The organism is Streptomyces sp. NPDC056169 (genome assembly GCF_042268445.1).
In the GTDB taxonomy this organism is placed as follows: Bacteria; Actinomycetota; Actinomycetes; order Streptomycetales; family Streptomycetaceae; genus Streptomyces.
Genome location: NZ_JBHJUO010000021.1, coordinates 167,333 through 187,766, shown reverse-complemented (window position 1 = coordinate 187,766; position 20,434 = coordinate 167,333). Strand labels below are relative to the sequence as shown.

General features: G+C 70.0%; 18 protein-coding genes. 5 read left to right on the top strand and 13 right to left on the bottom strand.

Annotation, left to right across the window (positions count from 1 at the left end):
• On the top strand, nucleotides 1–195 hold a 195-nt coding region (locus ACFC0G_RS31650; protein ID WP_376409801.1), incomplete at its 5' end, for a hypothetical protein.
• 142 nt (nucleotides 196–337) lie between these two features.
• On the opposite strand, the gene ACFC0G_RS31645 is transcribed toward ACFC0G_RS31650, so the two are convergent.
• From ACFC0G_RS31645 to thyX, 3 genes are all read right to left on the bottom strand, one after another.
• On the bottom strand, nucleotides 338–2,023 hold the full coding sequence (locus ACFC0G_RS31645; protein WP_376409798.1) for a ribonuclease J: 1,686 nt from the start codon (nucleotides 2,021–2,023) through the stop codon (nucleotides 338–340).
• 100 nt (nucleotides 2,024–2,123) lie between these two features.
• Nucleotides 2,124–3,023, bottom strand: coding sequence for a 4-hydroxy-tetrahydrodipicolinate synthase (gene dapA / locus ACFC0G_RS31640; RefSeq protein WP_376409795.1), 900 nt, complete (start codon nucleotides 3,021–3,023; stop codon nucleotides 2,124–2,126).
• Between the two features lie 179 nt (nucleotides 3,024–3,202).
• Nucleotides 3,203–3,943: an FAD-dependent thymidylate synthase gene (thyX, locus tag ACFC0G_RS31635; RefSeq protein WP_376409792.1), complete on the bottom strand. Its 741-nt coding sequence runs from the start codon at nucleotides 3,941–3,943 to the stop codon at nucleotides 3,203–3,205.
• Nucleotides 3,944–4,130: 187 nt separating this feature from the next.
• Here thyX and ACFC0G_RS31630 point away from each other — a divergent pair, with 187 nt between their 5' ends.
• Nucleotides 4,131–4,370, top strand: a complete 240-nt coding sequence (locus ACFC0G_RS31630; protein WP_150265503.1) for a hypothetical protein — start codon at nucleotides 4,131–4,133, stop codon at nucleotides 4,368–4,370.
• A 54-nt stretch (nucleotides 4,371–4,424) separates the two neighbouring features.
• Nucleotides 4,425–4,985, top strand: a complete 561-nt coding sequence (locus ACFC0G_RS31625; protein WP_376409789.1) for a hypothetical protein — start codon at nucleotides 4,425–4,427, stop codon at nucleotides 4,983–4,985.
• Here ACFC0G_RS31625 and ACFC0G_RS31620 read toward each other — a convergent pair.
• From ACFC0G_RS31620 to eccD, 6 genes are all read right to left on the bottom strand, one after another.
• On the bottom strand, nucleotides 4,975–5,427 hold the full coding sequence (locus ACFC0G_RS31620; protein ID WP_376409786.1) for a hypothetical protein: 453 nt from the start codon (nucleotides 5,425–5,427) through the stop codon (nucleotides 4,975–4,977). The two genes, ACFC0G_RS31625 and ACFC0G_RS31620, sit on opposite strands and share 11 nt — an antisense overlap.
• 5 nt (nucleotides 5,428–5,432) lie before the next feature.
• Nucleotides 5,433–6,185 carry a 4-hydroxy-tetrahydrodipicolinate reductase gene (gene dapB / locus ACFC0G_RS31615; protein ID WP_376409783.1) on the bottom strand — a complete coding sequence of 251 codons (753 nt, stop codon included), beginning with the start codon at nucleotides 6,183–6,185 and terminating at the stop codon, nucleotides 5,433–5,435.
• A 25-nt stretch (nucleotides 6,186–6,210) separates the two neighbouring features.
• A complete protein-coding gene (locus tag ACFC0G_RS31610; protein WP_376409780.1) occupies nucleotides 6,211–7,590 on the bottom strand; it encodes a M16 family metallopeptidase in 1,380 nt (459 codons plus the stop codon).
• Nucleotides 7,587–9,803 (bottom strand): polyribonucleotide nucleotidyltransferase, encoded by a 2,217-nt coding sequence (locus tag ACFC0G_RS31605; protein WP_376409777.1) that lies wholly within the window; start codon nucleotides 9,801–9,803, stop codon nucleotides 7,587–7,589. Before ACFC0G_RS31605 ends, ACFC0G_RS31610 begins: the two co-directional genes overlap by 4 nt.
• Nucleotides 9,804–10,084: 281 nt before the next feature.
• Complete coding sequence (gene rpsO / locus ACFC0G_RS31600; RefSeq protein WP_024758243.1) at nucleotides 10,085–10,375, bottom strand: 30S ribosomal protein S15; 291 nt, start codon at nucleotides 10,373–10,375, stop codon at nucleotides 10,085–10,087.
• Between the two features lie 211 nt (nucleotides 10,376–10,586).
• The gene (eccD, locus tag ACFC0G_RS31595) at nucleotides 10,587–12,068 is read right to left on the bottom strand and encodes a type VII secretion integral membrane protein EccD (protein WP_376409773.1); all 1,482 of its coding nucleotides are present in this window, start codon (nucleotides 12,066–12,068) and stop codon (nucleotides 10,587–10,589) included.
• Nucleotides 12,069–12,252: 184 nt separating this feature from the next.
• Here eccD and eccCa point away from each other — a divergent pair, with 184 nt between their 5' ends.
• Together eccCa and ACFC0G_RS31585 are read left to right on the top strand one after the other, a co-directional pair.
• Nucleotides 12,253–16,206, top strand: a complete 3,954-nt coding sequence (gene eccCa, locus ACFC0G_RS31590) for a type VII secretion protein EccCa (RefSeq protein WP_376409770.1) — start codon at nucleotides 12,253–12,255, stop codon at nucleotides 16,204–16,206.
• Nucleotides 16,207–16,306: 100 nt separating this feature from the next.
• Nucleotides 16,307–16,582, top strand: a complete 276-nt coding sequence (locus ACFC0G_RS31585; RefSeq protein WP_376409767.1) for a DUF397 domain-containing protein — start codon at nucleotides 16,307–16,309, stop codon at nucleotides 16,580–16,582.
• 66 nt (nucleotides 16,583–16,648) lie between these two features.
• Here ACFC0G_RS31585 and ACFC0G_RS31580 read toward each other — a convergent pair whose 3' ends face one another.
• The 4 genes from ACFC0G_RS31580 to eccB form a co-directional block, all read right to left on the bottom strand.
• Entirely contained in the window at nucleotides 16,649–16,936 is a 288-nt protein-coding gene (locus ACFC0G_RS31580; RefSeq protein WP_376409764.1) for a WXG100 family type VII secretion target, read from the bottom strand.
• Between the two features lie 55 nt (nucleotides 16,937–16,991).
• The gene (locus tag ACFC0G_RS31575) at nucleotides 16,992–17,342 is read right to left on the bottom strand and encodes a WXG100 family type VII secretion target (RefSeq protein WP_376409761.1); all 351 of its coding nucleotides are present in this window, start codon (nucleotides 17,340–17,342) and stop codon (nucleotides 16,992–16,994) included.
• 190 nt (nucleotides 17,343–17,532) lie between these two features.
• Nucleotides 17,533–18,822 carry a type VII secretion-associated serine protease mycosin gene (gene mycP / locus ACFC0G_RS31570; RefSeq protein ID WP_376409759.1) on the bottom strand — a complete coding sequence of 430 codons (1,290 nt, stop codon included), beginning with the start codon at nucleotides 18,820–18,822 and terminating at the stop codon, nucleotides 17,533–17,535.
• A 12-nt stretch (nucleotides 18,823–18,834) separates the two neighbouring features.
• Nucleotides 18,835–20,394, bottom strand: coding sequence for a type VII secretion protein EccB (gene eccB, locus ACFC0G_RS31565; protein WP_376409756.1), 1,560 nt, complete (start codon nucleotides 20,392–20,394; stop codon nucleotides 18,835–18,837).
• Between the last annotated feature and the right edge of the window lie 40 nt (nucleotides 20,395–20,434).

The following is a 20,434-nucleotide window of genomic DNA, read 5'->3' as shown; positions in this document are numbered from 1 at the left end:
ATTTTTGGCACGCTGTTGAGTTCTCAAGGAACGGACGCTTCCTTTGTACTCACCCTCTCGGGCTTTCCTCCGGGCTTTTCCCTTCGTTCCGAAGCCTATCAGATCTTTTCGATCCGATTTCCTCGGCGCTTTCCGGTCCCTTTTGTTTTCACTCCGGGGGCCTTTCGGCGGTTCCGACTTTATCAGAAGTTCTGAGTCGGTATTTCCGCCTCCCGTTCACCCGTTCTGGCGCACGACGGCGCCGGGGCTTCCCGGTCTGGCGGAGCCGTAAACGTACTGGAGCGGGGCGCCCCGATGCAAATCGAGGGGCCCCGCTCCGGTGTGGCGCTGGTCAGGCTCAGACCTCGACGACGACCGGGAGGATCATCGGGCGCCTGCGGTAGGTGTCGGAGACCCACTTGCCGACGGTGCGGCGGATCAGCTGCTGGAGCTGGTGGGGTTCGACGACGCCGTCCTGGGCCGACTTGTTCAGGACCTGGTCGACCTTGGGGATCACGGCGTCGAAGGCCGAGTCCTCGATGCCGGAGCCGCGGGCGTGGATGTTCGGGCCGCTCACGATCTTGCCGGTCGAGGAGTCCACGACCACGAAGACCGAGATGATGCCCTCGTCGCCGAGGATCCGGCGGTCCTTGAGGTGGGCCTCGGTGACGTCGCCGACCGAGAGGCCGTCCACGTACACGTAACCCGCCTGGACCTTGCCGACGATCTTGGCCTTGCCGTCGATGAGGTCGACGACGACGCCGTCCTCGGCGATGACGATGTGGTCCTTGGGGATACCCGTCATCGCGCCGAGCTCGGCGTTGGCGCGCAGGTGGCGCCATTCGCCGTGGACCGGCATGAGGTTCTTCGGGCGGCAGATGTTGTAGAAGTACAGCAGCTCGCCGGCCGAGGCGTGGCCCGAGACGTGGACCTTGGCGTTGCCCTTGTGGACGACGTTCGCGCCCCAGCGGGTCAGGCCGTTGATCACGCGGTAGACCGCGTTCTCGTTGCCCGGGATGAGGGACGAGGCCAGGATGACCGTGTCGCCCGGGACGATCCGGATCTGGTGGTCGCGGTTGGCCATGCGGGACAGGGCAGCCATCGGCTCGCCCTGCGAACCCGTGCAGACCAGCACGACCTCGTCGTCCGGCAGGTCGTCGAGGGTCTTCACGTCGACGACGAGGCCGGCCGGGACGCGCAGGTAGCCCAGGTCACGGGCGATGCCCATGTTGCGGACCATCGAGCGGCCGACGAAGGCGACCCGGCGGCCGTACTCGTGGGCGGCGTCGAGGATCTGCTGGATGCGGTGCACGTGGCTGGCGAAGCTGGCCACGATGATGCGCTTCTGGGCGTTCGCGAAGACCGTGCGCAGGACGTTGGAGATGTCCTTCTCCGGCGGGACGAAGCCCGGGACCTCGGCGTTCGTGGAGTCCGAGAGAAGGAGGTCGATGCCTTCCTCGCTCAGACGCGCGAACGCGTGGAGGTCGGTGAGACGGCCGTCCAGCGGAAGCTGGTCCATCTTGAAGTCGCCCGTGGCGACGGCCATGCCCGCGGGGGTGCGGATGGCCACCGCGAGCGCGTCCGGGATGGAGTGGTTGACCGCGATGAACTCGCAGTCGAACGAACCCAGGATCTCCCGGTCGCCCTCCTTCACCTCAAGGGTGTAGGGGCGGATGCGGTGCTCCTGGAGCTTGGCCTCGATCAGCGCGAGGGTCAGCTTGGAGCCGATGAGCGGGATGTCCGGCTTGAGCCGGAGCAGGTAGGGGACGGCACCGATGTGGTCCTCGTGGCCGTGCGTGAGCACGATCCCCTCGATGTCGTCGAGGCGGTCCCGGATGATGGTGAAGTCGGGCAGGATCAGGTCGACGCCCGGCTGCTCCTCTTCGGGGAAGAGGACGCCGCAGTCGACGATGAGCAGACGGCCGTCGAACTCGAAGACCGTCATGTTCCGGCCGATCTCGCCGAGCCCGCCGAGCGGGGTGACGCGCAGGGCGCCCTTCGGGAGCTTCGGCGGAGCGCCGAGTTCAGGATGCGGATGACTCAAAAGACTCTCCTCACCACGCGCGCCACGTGCCGTTCGGGCACGTGGCGCGCATGACATTCGTGCACTTGCTGTTGTCAGTGTTCAGTTGTGAAGTCCGTTGTCAGAGTTCTACCCCGCCGGCGGCCAGGTCGACCTTGAGCTGCTCGGTCTCCTCGGCGGAGAGCTCCACGAGCGGGAGGCGCAGCGGGCCGGCCGGGAGGCCCTGGAGGGCGAGGGCGGCCTTGGTGGTCATGACGCCCTGGGTGCGGAACATGCCGGTGTAGACCGGGAGCAGCTTCTGGTGGATCTCGATGGCCTTCTGGACCTCGCCGCCCAGGTGGGCGTCGAGGAGGGCGCGGAGGTCGGGGGTGACGATGTGGCCGACGACCGAGACGAAGCCGCAGGCGCCCACGGAGAGCAGCGGCAGGTTGAGCATGTCGTCGCCGGAGTACCAGGCGAGGCCGGAGCGGGCGATGGCCCAGCTGGCGCGGCCGAGGTCGCCCTTGGCGTCCTTGTTGGCGACGATCCGGGGGTGCTCGGCGAGGCGGACGATCGTCTCGGTGTCGATCGGGACGCCGCTGCGGCCGGGGATGTCGTAGAGCATGACCGGGAGCTCGGTGGCGTCGGCGATGGCCGAGAAGTGCCGGTAGAGGCCCTCCTGCGAGGGCTTGTTGTAGTACGGCGTCACGGCGAGCAGGCCGTGGGCGCCGTCGCGCTCCGCGGTACGGGCCAGTTCGAGGGAGTGGTGGGTGTCGTTGGTGCCGATGCCGGCCACGATGTGCGCGCGGTCTCCGACCGCCTCCAGCACAGCTCGTACCAGCTCCGATTTCTCCGCGTCGCTGGTGGTGGGGGACTCGCCGGTGGTGCCGTTGACGACGAGGCCGTCGTTGCCTGCGTCCACCAGATGGGTGGCCAGTCGCTGGGCACCGTCGAGGTCGAGTGCGCCGTCCGCCGTGAAGGGCGTGACCATGGCGGTGAGGACCCGCCCGAAGGGGGTCTGCGGAGTGGAGATCGGAGCCATGGGTAACACGCTACTCGCTGCTCAGCGCCGGGTGTCCCTGAGGGGGACAGGAAGAAGAGGAGCCCGGCACTGCCTGCTCGGGGGTTCAGGCAGTGCCGGGTCCGTTTGATCAGCCTAGATGAACTTCGTGAAACGCCGCAATACGGACACTTCGTGCGAGTGGCTCGGACATGTGTGCCCTACGGGGCCACACGGCCGTTCTTGTTGAAGGCGGCGTGGGTCAGCGGCATCAGCCGGGCCCAGTGCTCCTCCATCTTCTCGCCGACCATCTCGATCTCCCGCTGCGGGAAGGACGGGACCGCGGCCAGCTCGTGCTGGGTGCGCAGGCCCAGGAAGTGCATGAGCGAGCGCGCGTTGCACGTGGCGTACATCGAGGAGAAGAGGCCGACGGGGAGGACGGAACGGGCGACCTCGCGGGCGACGCCGGCGGCCAGCATCTCCTGGTAGGTGGCGTAGGCCGTTCGGTACGACTCCTCCATCGTCCGGCTGACCACGTCGTGCTGCTCCTGGGTGCCCTCGACGAAGACGTACTTGCCGGGGCGGCCCTCCTGGACCAGCTTGCGGGAGGTGTCCGGGACGTAGAAGACCGGCTGGAGCTCCCTGTAGCGGCCCGATTCCTCGTTGTACGACCAGCCGACGCGGTGCCGCATGAACTCACGGAACACGAAGATCGGGGCGCTGATGAAGAACGTCATCGAGTTGTGCTCGAACGGGCTGCCGTGGCGGTCCCGCATCAGGTAGTTGATCAGGCCCTTGGAGCGCTCCGGGTCCTTCTGGAGCTCTTCGAGGGACTGCTCCCCCGCCGTGGACACACGCGCCGCCCAGAGGACGTCGGAGTCGCTCGCCGCGTTCTTGACCAGATCAACGGTGACGTCGCTCCGGAAGTCGATCTTCACATTCTCGGTGGGGGTGTCGGTCACCAGCGGTCCTTCCAGTCGGCTGTTGCAGCGCCCACTCTAACGACGTCCTCACGTCATCCCGACGACGTCCTACCCGAGGATGAGATTCGGCCGCTTTGGTGAAATAGGGCACCAAAGCGTCGGTTCTCTCGTCTGTACCGGTGAAGCACCACGAAGGCAGACACGACGACAGAGGAGAGTGGCCCTGATGTTCCGCCGGAGAGAGGCCGTACCGTTCGCGTTCGTCGCGGAGGCCGACCACTTCCGCAGTAACGTCACTCCGCCACCCCGGGAGCGCCTCAGCGCCTCGCAGATCGTGGGTCGTACCCTGATCGGACTGACCGTCGTGGCCGGGCTCGCCGGGTCGCTGATCTTCGGGATGCCCTCGCTCCAGTCGGGGGACGCCGCCACTCATCAGCAGCAGTCCGAAGCCTCCGACAACCGCTGAGGTAGCCTCACCGGGCACTGCCCCTTCGAGCGTGCTTGTGAGTGAGGAACTGTCGTGCCCCTGCCCTTCCTGACGGCCGACCGTGCTTTTGACACGACCGACCACGTCGCCCTGCCGTTCGACGACCACGATCAGTGGCGTCGTCCGTACAGGCCGGGGTCGTGGCGTGTCGGAGCCGCGGCGCTGGCGCTGCTGCTGGCCTCGTTCGTGCTGCTCGCCGCCGTGATCATCGTCGCCGCCGGGGGCTTCGGCGCCGCCGCGGTGACGCTCGTGATCGCCGTGCTCGTGATCCTCGCCTCGCTGCGGATGCTCCGCGTGGGCACCTGGGTGAGCCGGGCCGGGGTGCGGCGCGTGGGCTTCCTGCGGACCGTCACCGTGCCGTGGGCGAAGGTGACGTCCGTACGGACCGTGCAGCAGCCGGTGCGCTGGCTGGGACTCCCCCGCACCGTCCAGGGCCAGGCCCTGGTGCTCGGCCGGCAGGGTGGTGAGCAGCTGCTGCTGCTCACCGACCACAGTGCCGACTTCCTCTCCCGCGTCGAGGCCTTCGACCGCGCGGCCGACACGGTCGAGGCCTGGAACGCCGAGTACGGCGTCGTCCCGGCCGCTACGCGCTGACCGTACGTCCCTCGTGGAGGGCGATGGCCCGCTGCATCGCCTTGCGGGCCCTCGGGGTGTCGCGGGCGTCGTGGTAGGCGACCGCGAGCCGGAACCAGCAGCGCCAGTCCTCCGGGGTGTCCTCCGTCTCGGCCTTGCGCCGGGCGAAGACCTCGTCGGCCGAGTCGCGGTCGATCCGGCCGCCCTCGGTGCGCTTCAGCTCGTCGACGGGCAGGCCGCCCTCCGCCTCCAGCTCGGTGGCGAGGCGGCCCGCCCGCCGGGCGAACCGGGTGTTCTGCCAGAGGAACCAGCCGCCCACGGCCGGCAGCAGGAACGCCACCGCTCCCATGCCCATGGCCGCCGGCTCGCCCGTCAGGAGCAGGAGCACGCCCTCCATCGCCACCACGCCGAAGACGAGGACGAGGACGGTGGCGAGGAAGACGTACGTGATCTTTCCGCCCATCGCCGTCAGCCCAGGTCCAGGAAGTGTTCCAGGCCGAAGGTGAGGCCCGGGGCGGTGGTCACGCGGCGGGCGCCCAGGAGGATGCCCGGCATGAAGCTGGAGTGGTGCAGCGAGTCGTGGCGGACCGTGAGGGTCTCGCCCTCGCCGCCCAGCAGGACCTCCTGGTGGGCGAGGAGACCCGACAGGCGTACGGAGTGGACGCGGACGCCGTCGACGTCGGCGCCGCGGGCCCCTTCGAGGCCCGTCGCGGTGGAGTCCGGCTGGGCGCCGAGCCCGGCCCCGGCGCGGGCCGCGGCGATCAGCTGAGCGGTACGCGTGGCGGTGCCCGAGGGGGCGTCCACCTTGTGCGGGTGGTGCAGCTCGACGACCTCGACCGACTCGAAGTACGGGGCCGCGATCTGGGCGAACTTCATGGTGAGGACCGCGCCGATGGAGAAGTTCGGCGCGATGAGGACACCGGTCTCCGGAGAGGCCGCGAGCCAGGTCCGCAGCTGCGCGAGGCGCTCCTCGGTCCAGCCGGTGGTGCCGACGACCGCGTGGATGCCGTGGCGCACGCAGAAGTCGAGGTTGTCCATCACCGAGCCGGGGGTGGTCAGCTCGACGACGACCTGGGCGCCCGCCTCGGTGAGCGTCTCCAGCTTGTCGCCCCGGCCGAGGGCGGCGACCAGTTCCATGTCCTCGGCGGCCTCGACGGCCCTGACCGCCTCGGAACCGATACGGCCCTGGGCTCCGAGGACCGCCACGCGCAGCTTGCTCATTGATCTTCCTTAAAAGGGCTCGGTATCAGGAGACCGCTTGATGGAGGCGGTCCGCCTGCTTGTCCTTCAGCGGTCCTATCACCGACAGGGAGGGCCGCTGGTCCAGTACATCGCGGGCGACGGCCCGGACGTCGTCCGGGGTGACCTCGGCGATCCGGGTGAGCATGTCGTCGACCGACATCTGGGTGCCCCAGCAGAGCTCGCTCTTGCCGATGCGGTTCATGAGGGCGCCGGTGTCCTCGAGGCCGAGGACGGTCGAGCCGCGGAGCTGGCCGACAGCGCGGACGATCTCCTCGTCCGTGAGGCCCTCGGAGGCGACCTTGTCGAGCTCGTCCCGGCAGATCCGCAGCACGTCGTGGACCTGGTTGGGGCGGCAGCCCGCGTACACCCCGAAGAGGCCGCAGTCGGCGAAGCCCGAGGTGTACGAGTACACGCTGTAGGCCAGGCCGCGCTTCTCGCGGACCTCCTGGAAGAGGCGGGAGGACATGCCGCCGCCGAGGGCGGTGTTCAGCACGCCGAGGGCCCAGCGGCGCTCGTCGGTGCGGGCAAGTCCCGGCATGCCGAGAACCACGTGGGCCTGCTCGGTCCTGCGGTTCAGGTGCTCGACGCGGCCCGCCGTGCGGAGGGTGCGCCGGCCGTCGCGGGGGGCGACGGGGACGGCGTCGGTACGGGTCAGGGCGCCGGCCTTCTCGAAGGCGCGGCGGACCTGGCGTACCACCGTGGCGTGGTCGACGTTGCCCGCGGCGGCGACGACCAGGTGGGTCGGGTCGTAGTGCTTCTTGTAGAAGCGGGCGATCTGGCCGCGGGTGAGGGCGTTGACCGTGTCGACGGTGCCGAGGACCGGGCGGCCCAGCGGGGTGTCGCCGAACATCGTCTGCGCGAACAGGTCGTGCACGACGTCGCCGGGGTCGTCCTCGGTCATCGCGATCTCTTCGAGGATGACTCCCCGCTCGGCGTCCACGTCCTCTTCGAGGACGAGCGCGCCGGTGAGCATGTCGCAGACGACGTCGATCGCCAGCGGCAGGTCGGTGTCGAGGACCCGGGCGTAGTAGCAGGTGTACTCCTTCGCCGTGAAGGCGTTCATCTCGCCGCCGACCGCGTCGATCGCGGAGGAGATGTCGAGGGCGGACCGCTTGTGGGTGCCCTTGAAGAGGAGGTGCTCCAGGTAGTGGGTCGCACCGTTGAGACTCGGGGTCTCGTCCCGCGAGCCGACGTGGGCCCAGATGCCGAAGGTGGCGGAGCGCACGGAGGGGAGGGTCTCGGTGACGATCCGGAGGCCGCCGGGGAGGGTCGTGCGCCGGACCGTGCCGATGCCGTCCTTGCCCGGGAGAAGCGTTTGGGTACGGGCGACGGCCCGCCCCTCCGAAGAGGGGCGGGCCGTCGTCACGGAACTACGGGACGTCACTGGTCGGTGTCGTCCTTCGCGTCAGCGCCGTCCTCGTCCGCGATGACGGGGATCAGGGACAGCTTGCCGCGCTGGTCGATCTCGGCGATCTCGACCTGGACCTTGGAGCCGATCGCGAGCACGTCCTCGACGTTCTCCACGCGCTTGCCACCGGCGAGCTTGCGGATCTGCGAGATGTGCAGCAGACCGTCCTTGCCGGGCATCAGGGAGACGAACGCACCGAAGGTGGTGGTCTTGACGACCGTACCCAGGTAGCGCTCGCCGACCTCCGGCATGGTCGGGTTGGCGATCGCGTTGATCGTGGCGCGGGCGGCCTCGGCCTGCGAGCCCTGCTGGGCACCGATGTAGATGGTGCCGTCGTCCTCGATCGTGATGTCGGCGCCGGTGTCCTCCTGGATCTGGTTGATCATCTTGCCCTTGGGGCCGATGACCTCACCGATCTTGTCCACCGGGATCTTGACGGTGATGATGCGCGGCGCGTTCGGGGACATCTCGTCCGGAACGTCGATCGCCTCGTTCATCACGTCGAGGATGTGCAGACGCGCGTCACGGGCCTGCTTCAGCGCGGCGGCCAGGACCGAGGCGGGGATGCCGTCGAGCTTGGTGTCGAGCTGGAGCGCGGTGACGAAGGTCTTCGTACCGGCGACCTTGAAGTCCATGTCGCCGAACGCGTCCTCGGCGCCGAGGATGTCCGTGAGGGCGACGTAGTGCGTCTTGCCGTCGATCTCCTCGGAGATCAGGCCCATGGCGATACCGGCGACGGCGGCCTTCAGGGGCACACCGGCGTTCAGCAGCGACATGGTCGAGGCGCAGACCGAGCCCATGGACGTCGAGCCGTTGGAGCCGAGGGCCTCGGACACCTGACGGATCGCGTAGGGGAACTCCTCGCGGGTCGGGAGGACCGGCACGATGGCGCGCTCGGCGAGCGCGCCGTGGCCGATCTCACGGCGCTTGGGCGAGCCCACGCGGCCGGTCTCGCCGACGGAGTACGGCGGGAAGTTGTAGTTGTGCATGTAGCGCTTGCGGGTCACCGGGGAGAGGGTGTCCAGCTGCTGCTCCATGCGGAGCATGTTGAGGGTGGTGACGCCCAGGATCTGGGTCTCGCCACGCTCGAACAGCGCCGAGCCGTGCACGCGCGGGATGGCCTCGACCTCGGCCGCGAGCGTACGGATGTCCGTCAGGCCACGGCCGTCGATGCGGACCTTGTCCTTGATGACGCGCTCGCGGACCAGCTTCTTGGTCAGCGCGCGGTAGGCACCGGCGATCTCCTTCTCGCGGCCCTCGAAGGCCGGGAGGAGCTTCTCGGCGGCGAGCTCCTTGATGCGGTCGAGCTCGGCCTCGCGGTCCTGCTTGCCGGCGATGGTGAGCGCCTTGGTGAGCTCACCCTTGACGGCGGCGGTCAGCGCCTCCAGGACGTCGTCCTGGTAGTCCAGGAAGACCGGGAACTCGCCGGTGGGCTTGGCGGCCTTGGCGGCGAGGTCCGACTGGGCCTTGCAGAGAGCCTTGATGAAGGGCTTCGCGGCCTCGAGACCGGCGGCGACGACCTCCTCGGTCGGCGCCTCGGCGCCGCCCTTGACGAGCTCGATCGTCTTCTCGGTGGCCTCGGCCTCGACCATCATGATCGCGACGTCGCCGTCCTCCAGGACGCGACCGGCGACGACCATGTCGAAGACGGCGTCCTCGAGCTCGGTGTGCGTCGGGAACGCGACCCACTGGCCCTTGATCAGGGCGACACGGGTGGCGCCGATGGGGCCGGAGAAGGGCAGGCCCGCCAGGATCGTGGAGGCGGAGGCGGCGTTGATCGCGACCACGTCGTACAGGTGGTCGGGGTTGAGCGCCATGATCGTCTCGACGATCTGGATCTCGTTGCGCAGGCCCTTCTTGAAGGAGGGGCGCAGCGGCCGGTCGATCAGGCGGCAGGTGAGGATCGCGTCCTCGGAGGGGCGGCCCTCACGGCGGAAGAAGGAGCCGGGGATCTTGCCGGCGGCGTACTGCCGCTCCTCGACGTCCACCGTCAGGGGGAAGAAGTCCAGCTGGTCCTTGGGCTTCTTCGAGGCGGTGGTCGCGGAGAGGACCATCGTCTCGTCGTCCAGGTAGGCGACGGCGGAGCCGGCGGCCTGCTTGGCGAGACGGCCCGTCTCGAAGCGGATGGTGCGGGTACCGAAGGTGCCGTTGTCGATGACGGCCTCGGCGTAGTGGGTCTCGTTCTCCACTAGTGGTTTCTCCTACGTGTTCGTCTTTGCGTCCGGGGCCCGTGTGGCCGGGGACGGTGTCGACGGGGCGGAGAGACGCGCCTTGGGTGCGGGCCGGTCTTCGATCGAAGCACCCGGCATCTTCCGGGGGCCACTACCGAGGACCGGCGGCGAGCAGGCGGCTCCTCGCTCGTCCGTCGTATGGGGTTGTGCGACCAGACTAAGTGCCTGTGTGCACTTTGTGCACGTACAGCAAAGGGAGCGGCCCCCTGAAAGTGGGAACCGCTCCCTTCACGGCGTCCTTACTTGGCGCCGCCGGCCGCACCGCGGCGGATGCCGAGGCGGTCGACCAGGGCACGGAAGCGCTGGATGTCCTTCTTGGCCAAGTACTGCAGCAGGCGGCGGCGCTGGCCGACCAGGATCAGCAGACCACGACGGGAGTGGTGGTCGTGCTTGTGCTGCTTGAGGTGCTCGGTCAGGTCCGAGATGCGACGGGAGAGCATGGCGACCTGGACCTCGGGAGAGCCGGTGTCGCCCTCCTTCTGGCCGAACTCGGTCATGATCTGCTTCTTGACAGCGGCGTCGAGAGCCACGCTGATCTCCTCTTAGTCTTCGTGCGCCCGCGAGTGCCCCTGGTCTAGATCTCAGGGGAAGCTTCCGTGACTCGGCGGGCGAAGGTCCGATGGGCGCAGCTTCCAGAGGCTTCCCGAGCAGGTCGGGGGCTTTCCGGGAGCGCGTACACAAACGGCCGTCACACAGCGTACCAGTTCGGCGGAGCGGGCCCGTCGCCTTTACCGCCCGTCCCTACTTGCTGGTGAGGGAGCGGACCGCCATGAAGACGTCGAGGACGGCGAGGCAGAGGGGGACGAGGGAGAGGAGGACGAAGCCCTCGGCAAGGTCGAGGAGGCGGCCCCAGAAGGGCGAGAGGCCCTTCTTCGGGATGATCAGGCCGATGGCGGTGATCAGCGCGGCGCCGGCGGCGACGGAGGCGGTGAGCCAGATCGTCCGGATGTCGAGGCCGCCGCGGTCCCCGTACATCAGGAGGTCCTTGACCAGGTCGACCGGCGGGTTGAGGGAGAGGCCGAGGACGAGCAGCGCGATGGCGGCGATGCCGGCGACCAGGACGCAGGCGACCTGCGAGGTGTAGCGGAAGAGGCGGGCGCGGAGCAGCATCGCGAGGCCCGCGGCGAGGGCGAGGAGCTGGCCCCAGAGGTTTCCGGCGAAGCCGAGGACGGCGGCGGAGCCGACGACGACGGCCGCGCAGCCGCCGACGAGGCCGAGGAGCATCTCGTGGCCGCGGCGGGCCTGGAGGGCGATGCGCTCGCCGTCGACGGCCCGGTCCTCGTCGTCCGTCGGGTGCTGCTGCGGGTCGCCGAGGAACTCGTCGTCGGCGGCGCTGCGCGGGGCCGCGTAGCCGATGGGGAGCCGGGCGAAGCGGGCGGAGAGGCCGGGGAGGAAGGCGACCACGCCGATGGCGACGGGGGCGCAGACCGCCGCGGTCTCCGTCGCGGAGCTCTCGGTGAGGATCATCACGAAGGTGGCGAGGGTGCCCACGGTCGCGAGGAAGGTCGCCGCGACGAAGGGGGCGTCTCCGCTGGGGGTGAGGGCGACGAGGGCCACGGAGGCGACGAGGACGGTGACGCAGCCCAGCAGGAACTGGAGGCGGCCGGGGCCCGCGCCCGGGTCGGCGGCGATGATGCCGGAGCCCGCGATGAGCAGCAGGGGCAGCGCGCCGAGGCCGAGGGCGACGGCGGTGGCCCGGTCGCCGTAGACGCGGGCGCGGACGCCCGCGAAGGCGGTGAGGAGCAGGCCGGCGGCGCCCGCGATGATGCCGGGCAGGCTGTGCATGTCGTGGCGGACCGGGTCCGCGAACCAGAGCACGAAGCCCATGAGCACGAGCAGCAGGACGCCGCCGAGGAGGCCGGCGCCGCGGAGCAGCTCGTCGCCCCACAGGTGCCGGTCGCGGGTGACGGCGGAGGCGACGGCGTCGGAGACGTCGTCGTAGACCGCCGGCGGCAGGGACTGCGCGAAGGGGCGCAGGGAGAGCACCTCGCCGTCGAGGACCTGCTGGGCGGCGAGGGTGCGGGCGCCGTCGAGGACGGACCCGTCGCGGCGGACGAGGTGGTAGCCGGTCGGGGTGCCCGCCGTTTGCGTCTGCCCGGTGAGCCGCAGGATCTCCGGGTAGACGTCGGCGACGGCGATGTCCTCCGGGAGCGCGACGTCGATGCGGCTGTCCGGCGCCACGACGGTGACGCGGCAGAAGCCGGTCGCTGCGGTCGTACTCACGTGTCTGGACCCCCTGATTCGCGGTTGCGCACGATGCGCGCGCCACCCTACCGGGGACGGCCGGTGGGGGCTGCAAGTAGGATCGCCGTCCCATGGGGGAAGTCCGCGCGCCCGGCTGCCGACTGGGGTGCCGGCGCGGAAACTCCCGCCACGAGCCCGCCTCCTACGAGGGATTGATGCGCCGGTGAGCCAGATCGTCGTCAAACGCCCGCCGAGGGCGCTTCCGCCGGAAGTGCCCGGTGAGGAACTGGTCCTGGAGTCTCCGCCGGAACTTCCGCGGGGGCAGCAGGAGTCGGCGTTGATGCAGCTCCTGCCGATGCTCGGCATGGGTTCCTCGGTGGTCTTCTTCTTCATGACGCCGTCGCCGATCATGCGGATCATGGGTGTGCTGATGCTGGCGTCGACGGTCGCGATGGCCGTCGCCCAGTTCGTCAGATTCCGTCGCGGTACGCAGGGGCAAATGTCCGATGTCCGCCGCGACTACCTCAAATACCTCGCGCAGACGCGGCGTACGGTCCGGCGCACGGCGCGCAAGCAGCGGGACGCGCAGCTGTATCTGCACCCCTCCCCCGAGCAGCTGTGGTCGGTCGTGGCCGAGGGCTCGCGGGTGTGGGAGCGCCGGGTGGGCGACCACGACTTCGGTCAGGCGCGGATCGGGCTCGGGTCGCAGCAGCTGGCGACGGCGCTCGTGGCGCCGGACACGGCTCCGGTGGACGAGCTTGAGCCGCTGTGCGCGGGCGCGATGCAGCAGTTCCTGGCGGTGCACGGCACGTTGGACGGGCTGCCGATGGCGGTCTCGATGCGGGCGTTCTACCACGTGACGGTGTCGGGTGAGGCGGAGTCGGCGCAGGCGGTGGCCCGGGCGCTCGTGGCGCAGCTGGTGACGCTGCACTCCCCCGACGACCTGATGCTCGCGGTGGTCGCGGCGCGGGCTTCGCAGGAGCGGTGGGACTGGACGAAGTGGCTGCCGCACACGCAGGTGCCGGGACAGGTCGACGGGGCCGGTACGAAGCGGCTGTTCGGTGACGACCTCGGCGAGCTGGAGAACCTGATCCGTTCGAAGCTCGACGGGCGGCCTCGGTTCTCGCGGGACAACCAGCCGGTGCTGGACCAGCCGCACGTGGTCGTGGTCCTGGACGGCGGGATGGTGCCGCCGGACTCGCTGCTCGCGGCGGCCGAGGGGCTCCAGGGCGTGACGATCGTGGAGGTCGTCTCGGGCGAGCTCGACGAGCCGCGCGGCGGTCTCTCCGTGGTGGTGCGGCCGGGGCGGCTGAGTCTGGAGTTCGGCGGCGGCTTCGCGTACGAGGGGGCGCCGGACGGCATCTCGCTGCCGGCGGCCGAGGCTCTGGCCCGGCAGCTGGCGCCGCTGCGGATGGGCGGCGGGGACGACGACGAGCCGCTGCTCGCCAATCTGGACTTCACGGATCTGCTGAACCTCGGGGACGCGGAGTCGGTGGACGTGGCGCGGACGTGGCGGCCGCGGACGGTCGCCGAGCGGCTGCGCGTGCCGATCGGCGTCGGCGAGGACGGCCAGCCGGTCATGCTGGACCTGAAGGAGGCCGCGCAGGAGGGCATGGGTCCGCACGGTCTGTGCGTGGGCGCGACGGGTTCCGGCAAGTCGGAGCTGCTGCGGACGCTCGTGCTCGGTCTCGCGGTGACGCACTCGTCGGAGACGCTGAACTTCGTCCTCGCGGACTTCAAGGGCGGTGCGACCTTCGCGGGCATGTCGCAGATGCCGCACGTGGCGGCGGTCATCACCAACCTGTCGGACGACCTGACGCTGGTCGACCGCATGGGCGACGCGATCCGCGGCGAGTTGCAGCGGCGTCAGGAGCTGCTGCGTTCCGCGGGCAACTACGCCAACATCCACGACTACGAGAAGGCGCGGGCGGCGGGTGCTCCGCTGGAGCCGCTGGCCTCGCTGGTCCTGGTGATCGACGAGTTCTCCGAGCTCCTCACCGCCAAGCCGGACTTCATCGACATGTTCATCCAGATCGGCCGCATCGGCCGGTCGCTGGGCGTGCACCTGCTCCTCGCCTCGCAGCGCCTGGAGGAGGGCAAGCTGCGGGGCCTCGACACGTACCTCTCGTACCGGATCGGTCTGCGGACCTTCTCGGCGGCGGAGTCGCGGACGGCGATCGGTGTGCCGGACGCGTACCACCTGCCCTCGGTGCCCGGTTCGGGCTACCTGAAGTTCGGTACGGACGAGATGACCCGCTTCAAGGCGGCGTACGTCTCGGGGACGCACCGGACGGGCGGGCCGCGTCTGGAGATCGGGCACATGCCGGTGGAGCGGCGGCCCGCGCTGTTCACGGCGTCGCCGGTGCCCGTGGTGTACGCGGCGCCGGACCCGGCGTACCTGAGGGCGCAGCGCGCCGAGGAGGACGACGCGCTCGCGGACACGGTCCTCGACGTGATCGTGCGGCGTCTGGAGGGTCAGGGCGTGCCGGCGCACCAGGTGTGGCTGCCGCCGCTCGACCAGGCGCCCTCGCTGGACCAGTTGCTTCCGGGGCTCGCGCAGACGGCGGACCGGGGGCTCACGGCCACGGAGTACACGCGGCAGGGCGGGCTCACGGTGCCGCTCGGGCTCATCGACAAGCCGTTCGAGCAGCGGCGTGAGGTGCTGTACCGGGACTTCTCCGGCGCGGCCGGTCACATGATGGTGGTGGGCGGTCCGCAGTCCGGCAAGTCGACGCTGATGCGGACGCTCGTCTCCTCGTTCGCGCTCACCCACACGCCGGCGGAAGTGCAGTTCTACTGCCTGGACTTCGGTGGTGGCGGTCTGATCTCGCTGGCCGATCTGCCGCACGTCGGCGGGGTGGCGTCGCGCCTCGACCCGGAGCGGGTGCGGCGGACGGTCGCGGAGGTGCTGGGGGTTCTCAACCGGCGGGAGGAGTTCTTCCGTTCGCACTCCATCGACTCGATGACGACCTACCGGCGCAAGCGGGCCGCGGGCGAACTGCCGGGCGAGGCCTGGGGCGACGTGTTCCTGGTCGTGGACGGCTGGGGCGGTTTCCGCAACGACTACGACACGCTGGAGCCGATCGTCTCCGACATCGCGGCGCGCGGTCTGGGCTACGGCATCCACGTGGTCATCACCGCCTCCCGGTACATGGAGGTGCGGGCGGCCCTCAAGGACCAGATGCTGGGCCGGCTCGAACTGCGGCTCGGTGACGTCATGGACTCCGAGTTCGACCGCAAGGTCGCGGCGAACGTGCCGACCGGGGTTCCGGGGCGCGGCCAGGTGGCGGAGAAGCTGCACTTCATGGGCGCGCTGCCGCGGATCGACGGGTCGAGCTCGGGCGCCGACCTGTCGGACGGCACGGCGGCGTTCGTGCAGGCCGTGCGGGCGAGCTGGACCGCTGCTCCGGCCCCGGCGGTGCGGCTCCTGCCGCGCAGGCTGCCGGCGGAGCAGCTGCCGAAGGGCTTCGAGTACCCGCAGCACGGCATCGCGATCGGCATCGACGAGACGAACCTGGAGCCGGTGTTCGTCGACTTCGAGTCGGATCCGTTCTTCCTGGTCTTCGGTGAGAGCGAGTCCGGCAAGACGGCGCTGCTCCGGCTGATCGCCAAGCAGCTGTGCGAGCGGTACACGCCGGAGCAGGCGCGGATCGTGGTGGGTGACTACCGGCGGACGATGCTGGAGGCGGTCGCGCCCTCGCACCTCCTGGAGTACGCGCCGATGGCCTCGGCCATGCAGATGCACATGGACGCCATCAACACGGTGATGACGAAGCGGGCGCCCAAGCCGGACATCACGCCGCAGCAGCTGCGGGACCGGAGCTGGTGGACCGGTCCGCAACTGTTCGTGCTGATCGACGACTTCGAGCTGGTGGCCACCAACTCGGGCAATCCGCTGGCGGTTCTCGTCGAGAACCTGCCGTTCGCGCGGGACGTCGGCATCCGCTTCATCGTGGCGCGCAACCAGGCCGGTGCCTCGCGGGCGATGTACGAGCCGTTCATGCAGCGCATGAGGGAGCTGGGCGCGCAGGGCGTGATCCTCTCCGGCGATCCGCAGGAGGGCGACATCCTCAGCAACGTCCGGGCGAGGCCGATGCCTCCGGGCCGCGGCACGTTCGTCTCGCGCAAGCGGGGGTCGCCGCTGGTGCAGCTGGGCTGGCTGCCGGAACAGCACTGAGCGGAGCGGGGACGGCGGAGGCTGGATTTTCCGCCGTCCCGGTACGGCGGTCCCACTACTGTGGAGGGGACCGTCGTACCACCGCGAAGGGAAGGCGCCGATGACCGACGCACACGCCAGCACCGCCGACAGCGACCTGGCCGCCGAGAAGCAGCGGCAGAAGGACGAGCTGTACGCGCTCGACATCTCCGGCGTCGAGTGGCAGGGCGCTCCGGGCACCAGCCCGGACGAGGAGCGCGTGGAGATCGCGCACCTGCCCGAGGGGGCGGTGGCGATGCGTTCGTCGCTCGACAAGGAGACGGTGCTGCGCTACACGAAGGCCGAGTGGGACGCGTTCGTCCTGGGTGCCCGGGACGGCGAGTTCGACCTGCGGTAGCCGGTGGTACGCGTGAGGGGGTGGCCCGTCGGAACGGGCCACCCCCTCACGTGCGTTCGCGGGATGTCACATACGGAAGCGGGCGGCGTTGCCCTTGTCCGTGTCCTGGTAACCCTGGACCGACTCGTCGAGGAGCTGGGCGATGCGCGCCAGGTCCTGGTTCATGCCGGCCATGTCGCGGGTCAGGCGGTCCTGGCTCTCGCGGTACGCGATCTTGGCCTCACCCTCCCAGTTGGAGGCGACGCGGTTGACCTCGGCCATGAGGTCGTCCAGCTTCTGGGTGAGGGTGGTGGAGGTCAGGCGGGTGTCGGCCGCCGCCTGCGTCACGGTGTCGTAATTGACCGCAGTGGTCATGGTGATGACTCCTGGAGTGAGAGTGGCGCGGAGGACTGGTCGAGCCGGTGGTGGCTCAGACGCCGAGGATGGCGCTCTGGTTGCCGCCGCCGCCGGCGCCGCCGGCGCCGTCCATCGTGCGGAAGGACCGCAGACGGTCCTCCTCCTCGCGCGAGAACCCGTCGGCGCTCATGCGCATGATCTCCTCGAGCTTCGAGAGCTCGTTGCGCATGCTGCGCAGGCGCTGGTTCAGGTCGTTCTGGACCCGGTCGTACTCCTTGCTCGCAGCACCCTGCCAGCCCGCCTGGACGCGGTCGACCACGCCGTTGAGCGAGGTGATGCGGGACTGGAGCTCGTCGGAGAAGTCCTGGATCCGGCCTGCGAGCCGAACTTGTTCGGCACTGGTTACGTTCAGGTCTTTCGACATCTTGCCCCTTCTTCCTTCGGTGGCGTCGACGGCCGGGCCGTCGGGCCTCCCGGTTGTGATGCGGACGGGAATCTTCTGATGCCGCCCCCGTGCTGGGTTCGCACTGCCGTGCCCCCCGCGGTCACTTTAGCCATTGGCGGCGGCAGTTCCAACTGCAAAGGAGGGACCGGATACTTGACCGGTACGAGGTTCAACGAACCCTCCTCCTGCGGCGGCTGTCGCGGATCACGACGGCGGTTCCGGCGACCACGGCCACCAGCACACCGCCGATCCCCAACGTGTAGGTGGCGAGCCGTTCGGAGCGCTCCTGGGGCGTCTCCGACAGCGCCAGACGGGCCGGCTCGGGCGCCGGCGGCTTGGGCGGGCCCGGGTCGGGCGTGGGCGTGGCGGGCGGCGTGCCCGGCGGCACGTCGGCGAGCGCCCGCAGCGGGTCGACCACGCCCCAGCCCACAAAGTTGTCACGGCCGTTGACGGAGCGGACGGCGGTCTGCTCGATCCGGGCGACGATCTGGGCCGAGGACCAGTCGGGGTACCTGGCCTTGAGCAGGGCGGCGACGCCGGCGACGTACGGGGCGGAGAAGCTCGTCCCGTTGTCGACGCACTGGCCGCCGCCGGGGACGGTGGAGACGATGTCGACGCCGGGGGCGGCCACGCCCACGAAGGTGCCGGCCTGGGAGAAGGCGGCCCGTTCGTTGTTCCGGTCGGAGGAGGCGACGGCGAGGACCCCGGGGAACGCGGCCGGGTAGGTCTTCTTGAGCTTGCCGTCCATGCCGTCGTTGCCGGCGGAGGCGACGACGACGACGTCCTTCTCGATGGCCTTGGCGATGGAGACGGCCATGGGCGAGTCCGCGGCGAGTGGCTGGGTCGTGTCCTGCGAGATGTTGATGACGCCCGCGCCCTTGGCCACGGCCCAGTCGATCGCCTTGGCCATGGTGTCGGACTTGCCGCTGTTCTTCTCGTCGTTCTGGCGGATCGGGATGATCGTCGCCTCGGGGGCGAGACCGACGAAGCCGGTGCCCTTGGCGGGGCGGGCCGCGATGATGCCGGCGACCTTGGTGCCGTGGCCGACCTCGTCGACGGTGCCGTCGGTCTTGCCGCGCTTCTCGTCGCCGAAGCCGGGGTTGTTCTTGTCGGGCTTGAGGAAGTCCTTGCCCGCCTTGGCGTCGACGGCCTTGCGCAGCTGCGGGTTGACGTCGTCGACCCCGGTGTCGATGACGGCGACCCGTACGCCCTTGCCCTTGGTGTGCTGCCAGAGCTCGTCGAGGAGGACCCGCTGGAGCGGCCAGGGGATGCCCTCGATCTGCTTCTTCATGGGGAAGGTGCACTCGCCGCTGCCGTCGAGCGCCCAGGCCTCCGGCCGGGGCGTCTGCGGTCGGAGCGTCTCCGGTCCGGGCGCCGCCGCGGCGGCGGGCGCCGCGAGCAGGCCCGTCAGGGTGGCGGCGGTGAGCAGGGCGGCCGCCGTGCGGTACGTCGTCGTCACCGGTGCCACCCCCTAGGAACCCTGCGGCTGACGCGCGCTGTTGGTGTCGAGTCGCGGGCCCTTCGACAGGAACTCCGACCATTCGATCGGGACGAGGACCGGCATGACCTTCTCGTAGCCCAGACGCTTCTGGGCCTCGGAGGGTTCCGGGCGTCCGTCGGTCTGCTTCTCCTGGTTCCCGGTGCCGATCTCGGAGTGGTCGGAGTCGCTGTCGCCGTTGGCCTGGACGGCGTAGCGCAGTCCGGTGTCGGTGACGAGGAAGAGCGAGCCGGGGGGCGCCTTCTGCCCGCTCTGGCCCTGGACCTGGGTGTAGAGCAGGCCGCTGCCCGGGGTGACGTACGTGCTGGTGCCGCCGGCCGTGATCTCGGCGGGGTACTCGGTGCCGGCCCAGGTGGTGAGGGTGGTCTCGCCCTTCTCGTCGACGTCGTTGAGGACGCTGCACACGGTGTCGCGGGCGCCGTCGCCGGTGCCGGAGTTGACGACCTCGGCGGTCTGCCGCTGCGGCCAGCGCACGTCCTCGTTGAAGACCTTGGGGTCCGGGACGAAGGAGGAGGCGTCGACGGTGGTGGGCTTGCCGTCCATGTCGAGGACGCCGGTCTCCGGGGAGCTGATGAGCAGCCAGGCGGTGAACGCGGAGACGGGCTGGACCCGGCCGGGCAGCACGACGTAGTGCTGGGGCCCGGAGCCGGTCTGGGCGAGGAGCACCAGGCCGACGCGGTCCTCGGTCCCGTTGAGCGTGCTGCCGGGGACGCCGGCGGGGTCGCCGATCTTGCCTCCGATGCCCGCGAGGCTCGGGAAGTCGATCGCGTCGCCGGTCTTCAGGGTGGCGAGCCAGTCGTCGGTGACGGCCTGCGGCTGCTTGCGGCCGAAGAGGGCGTTGACCAGTCCGGCGCGGTCGGCCTTCACCGGGTACTTGGTGCCGGTGTGGTCGACGAGGAACTGGGCCGCGCCCTTCTGGCCCTTGACGTAGAGGACCTCCCCGTCGTCGAGCCTGTTCTTGTCCTCGGTCCGCGGGATGTCGCGCTGGGCGAAGAGGAACGTCGCCTTCTGGACGCTGGCACCCTTGCCGCCGCCGGGCTGTTCGCAGACGGCCCAGCGCTTCTCCGCGCCCGCGTCGTCGGCGGTGGGCAGCCGGTCGGGGGCGTACGGGATGCCGAGGATCGGGCCGCGCTGCTTGTCCTCGTCGAGCTTCTTGTCGCTGACCTGCACGACCTGGAACTGGTCGGGGTTGAGCAGCAGACGGGCGGAGGCGAGGTTGAGGACGGGGTGGAGCAGCGTCTTCGCGTCCTTGCCCGTGCCGGTCTCCAGGACGACGTACCGGGTCGTCGACTGCTTGCCGACGATGACCCGGGTGCCGGGGGTGTCCCAGCCCTTGGGGGCCTGCGGGCTGAACATGCCCCAGGCGCCGAAACCCGCCATCACCAGCGCGCCGACGATGAGGCCGGGGATGATCGCACGCAGCGGCCGCGGTGCCCCCTCCTCCGTGCCGGAGGGCGAGGGTTGGAGGAATGCCGCCACCGTGCGCTTCTTCGCAAAGGTGTACGCGTTCAGCTCGTCCCGGCGCGATGCCATGAGTCCCCATTCTCGTCAGGCGCAGTCTTCGCGCGAGGTC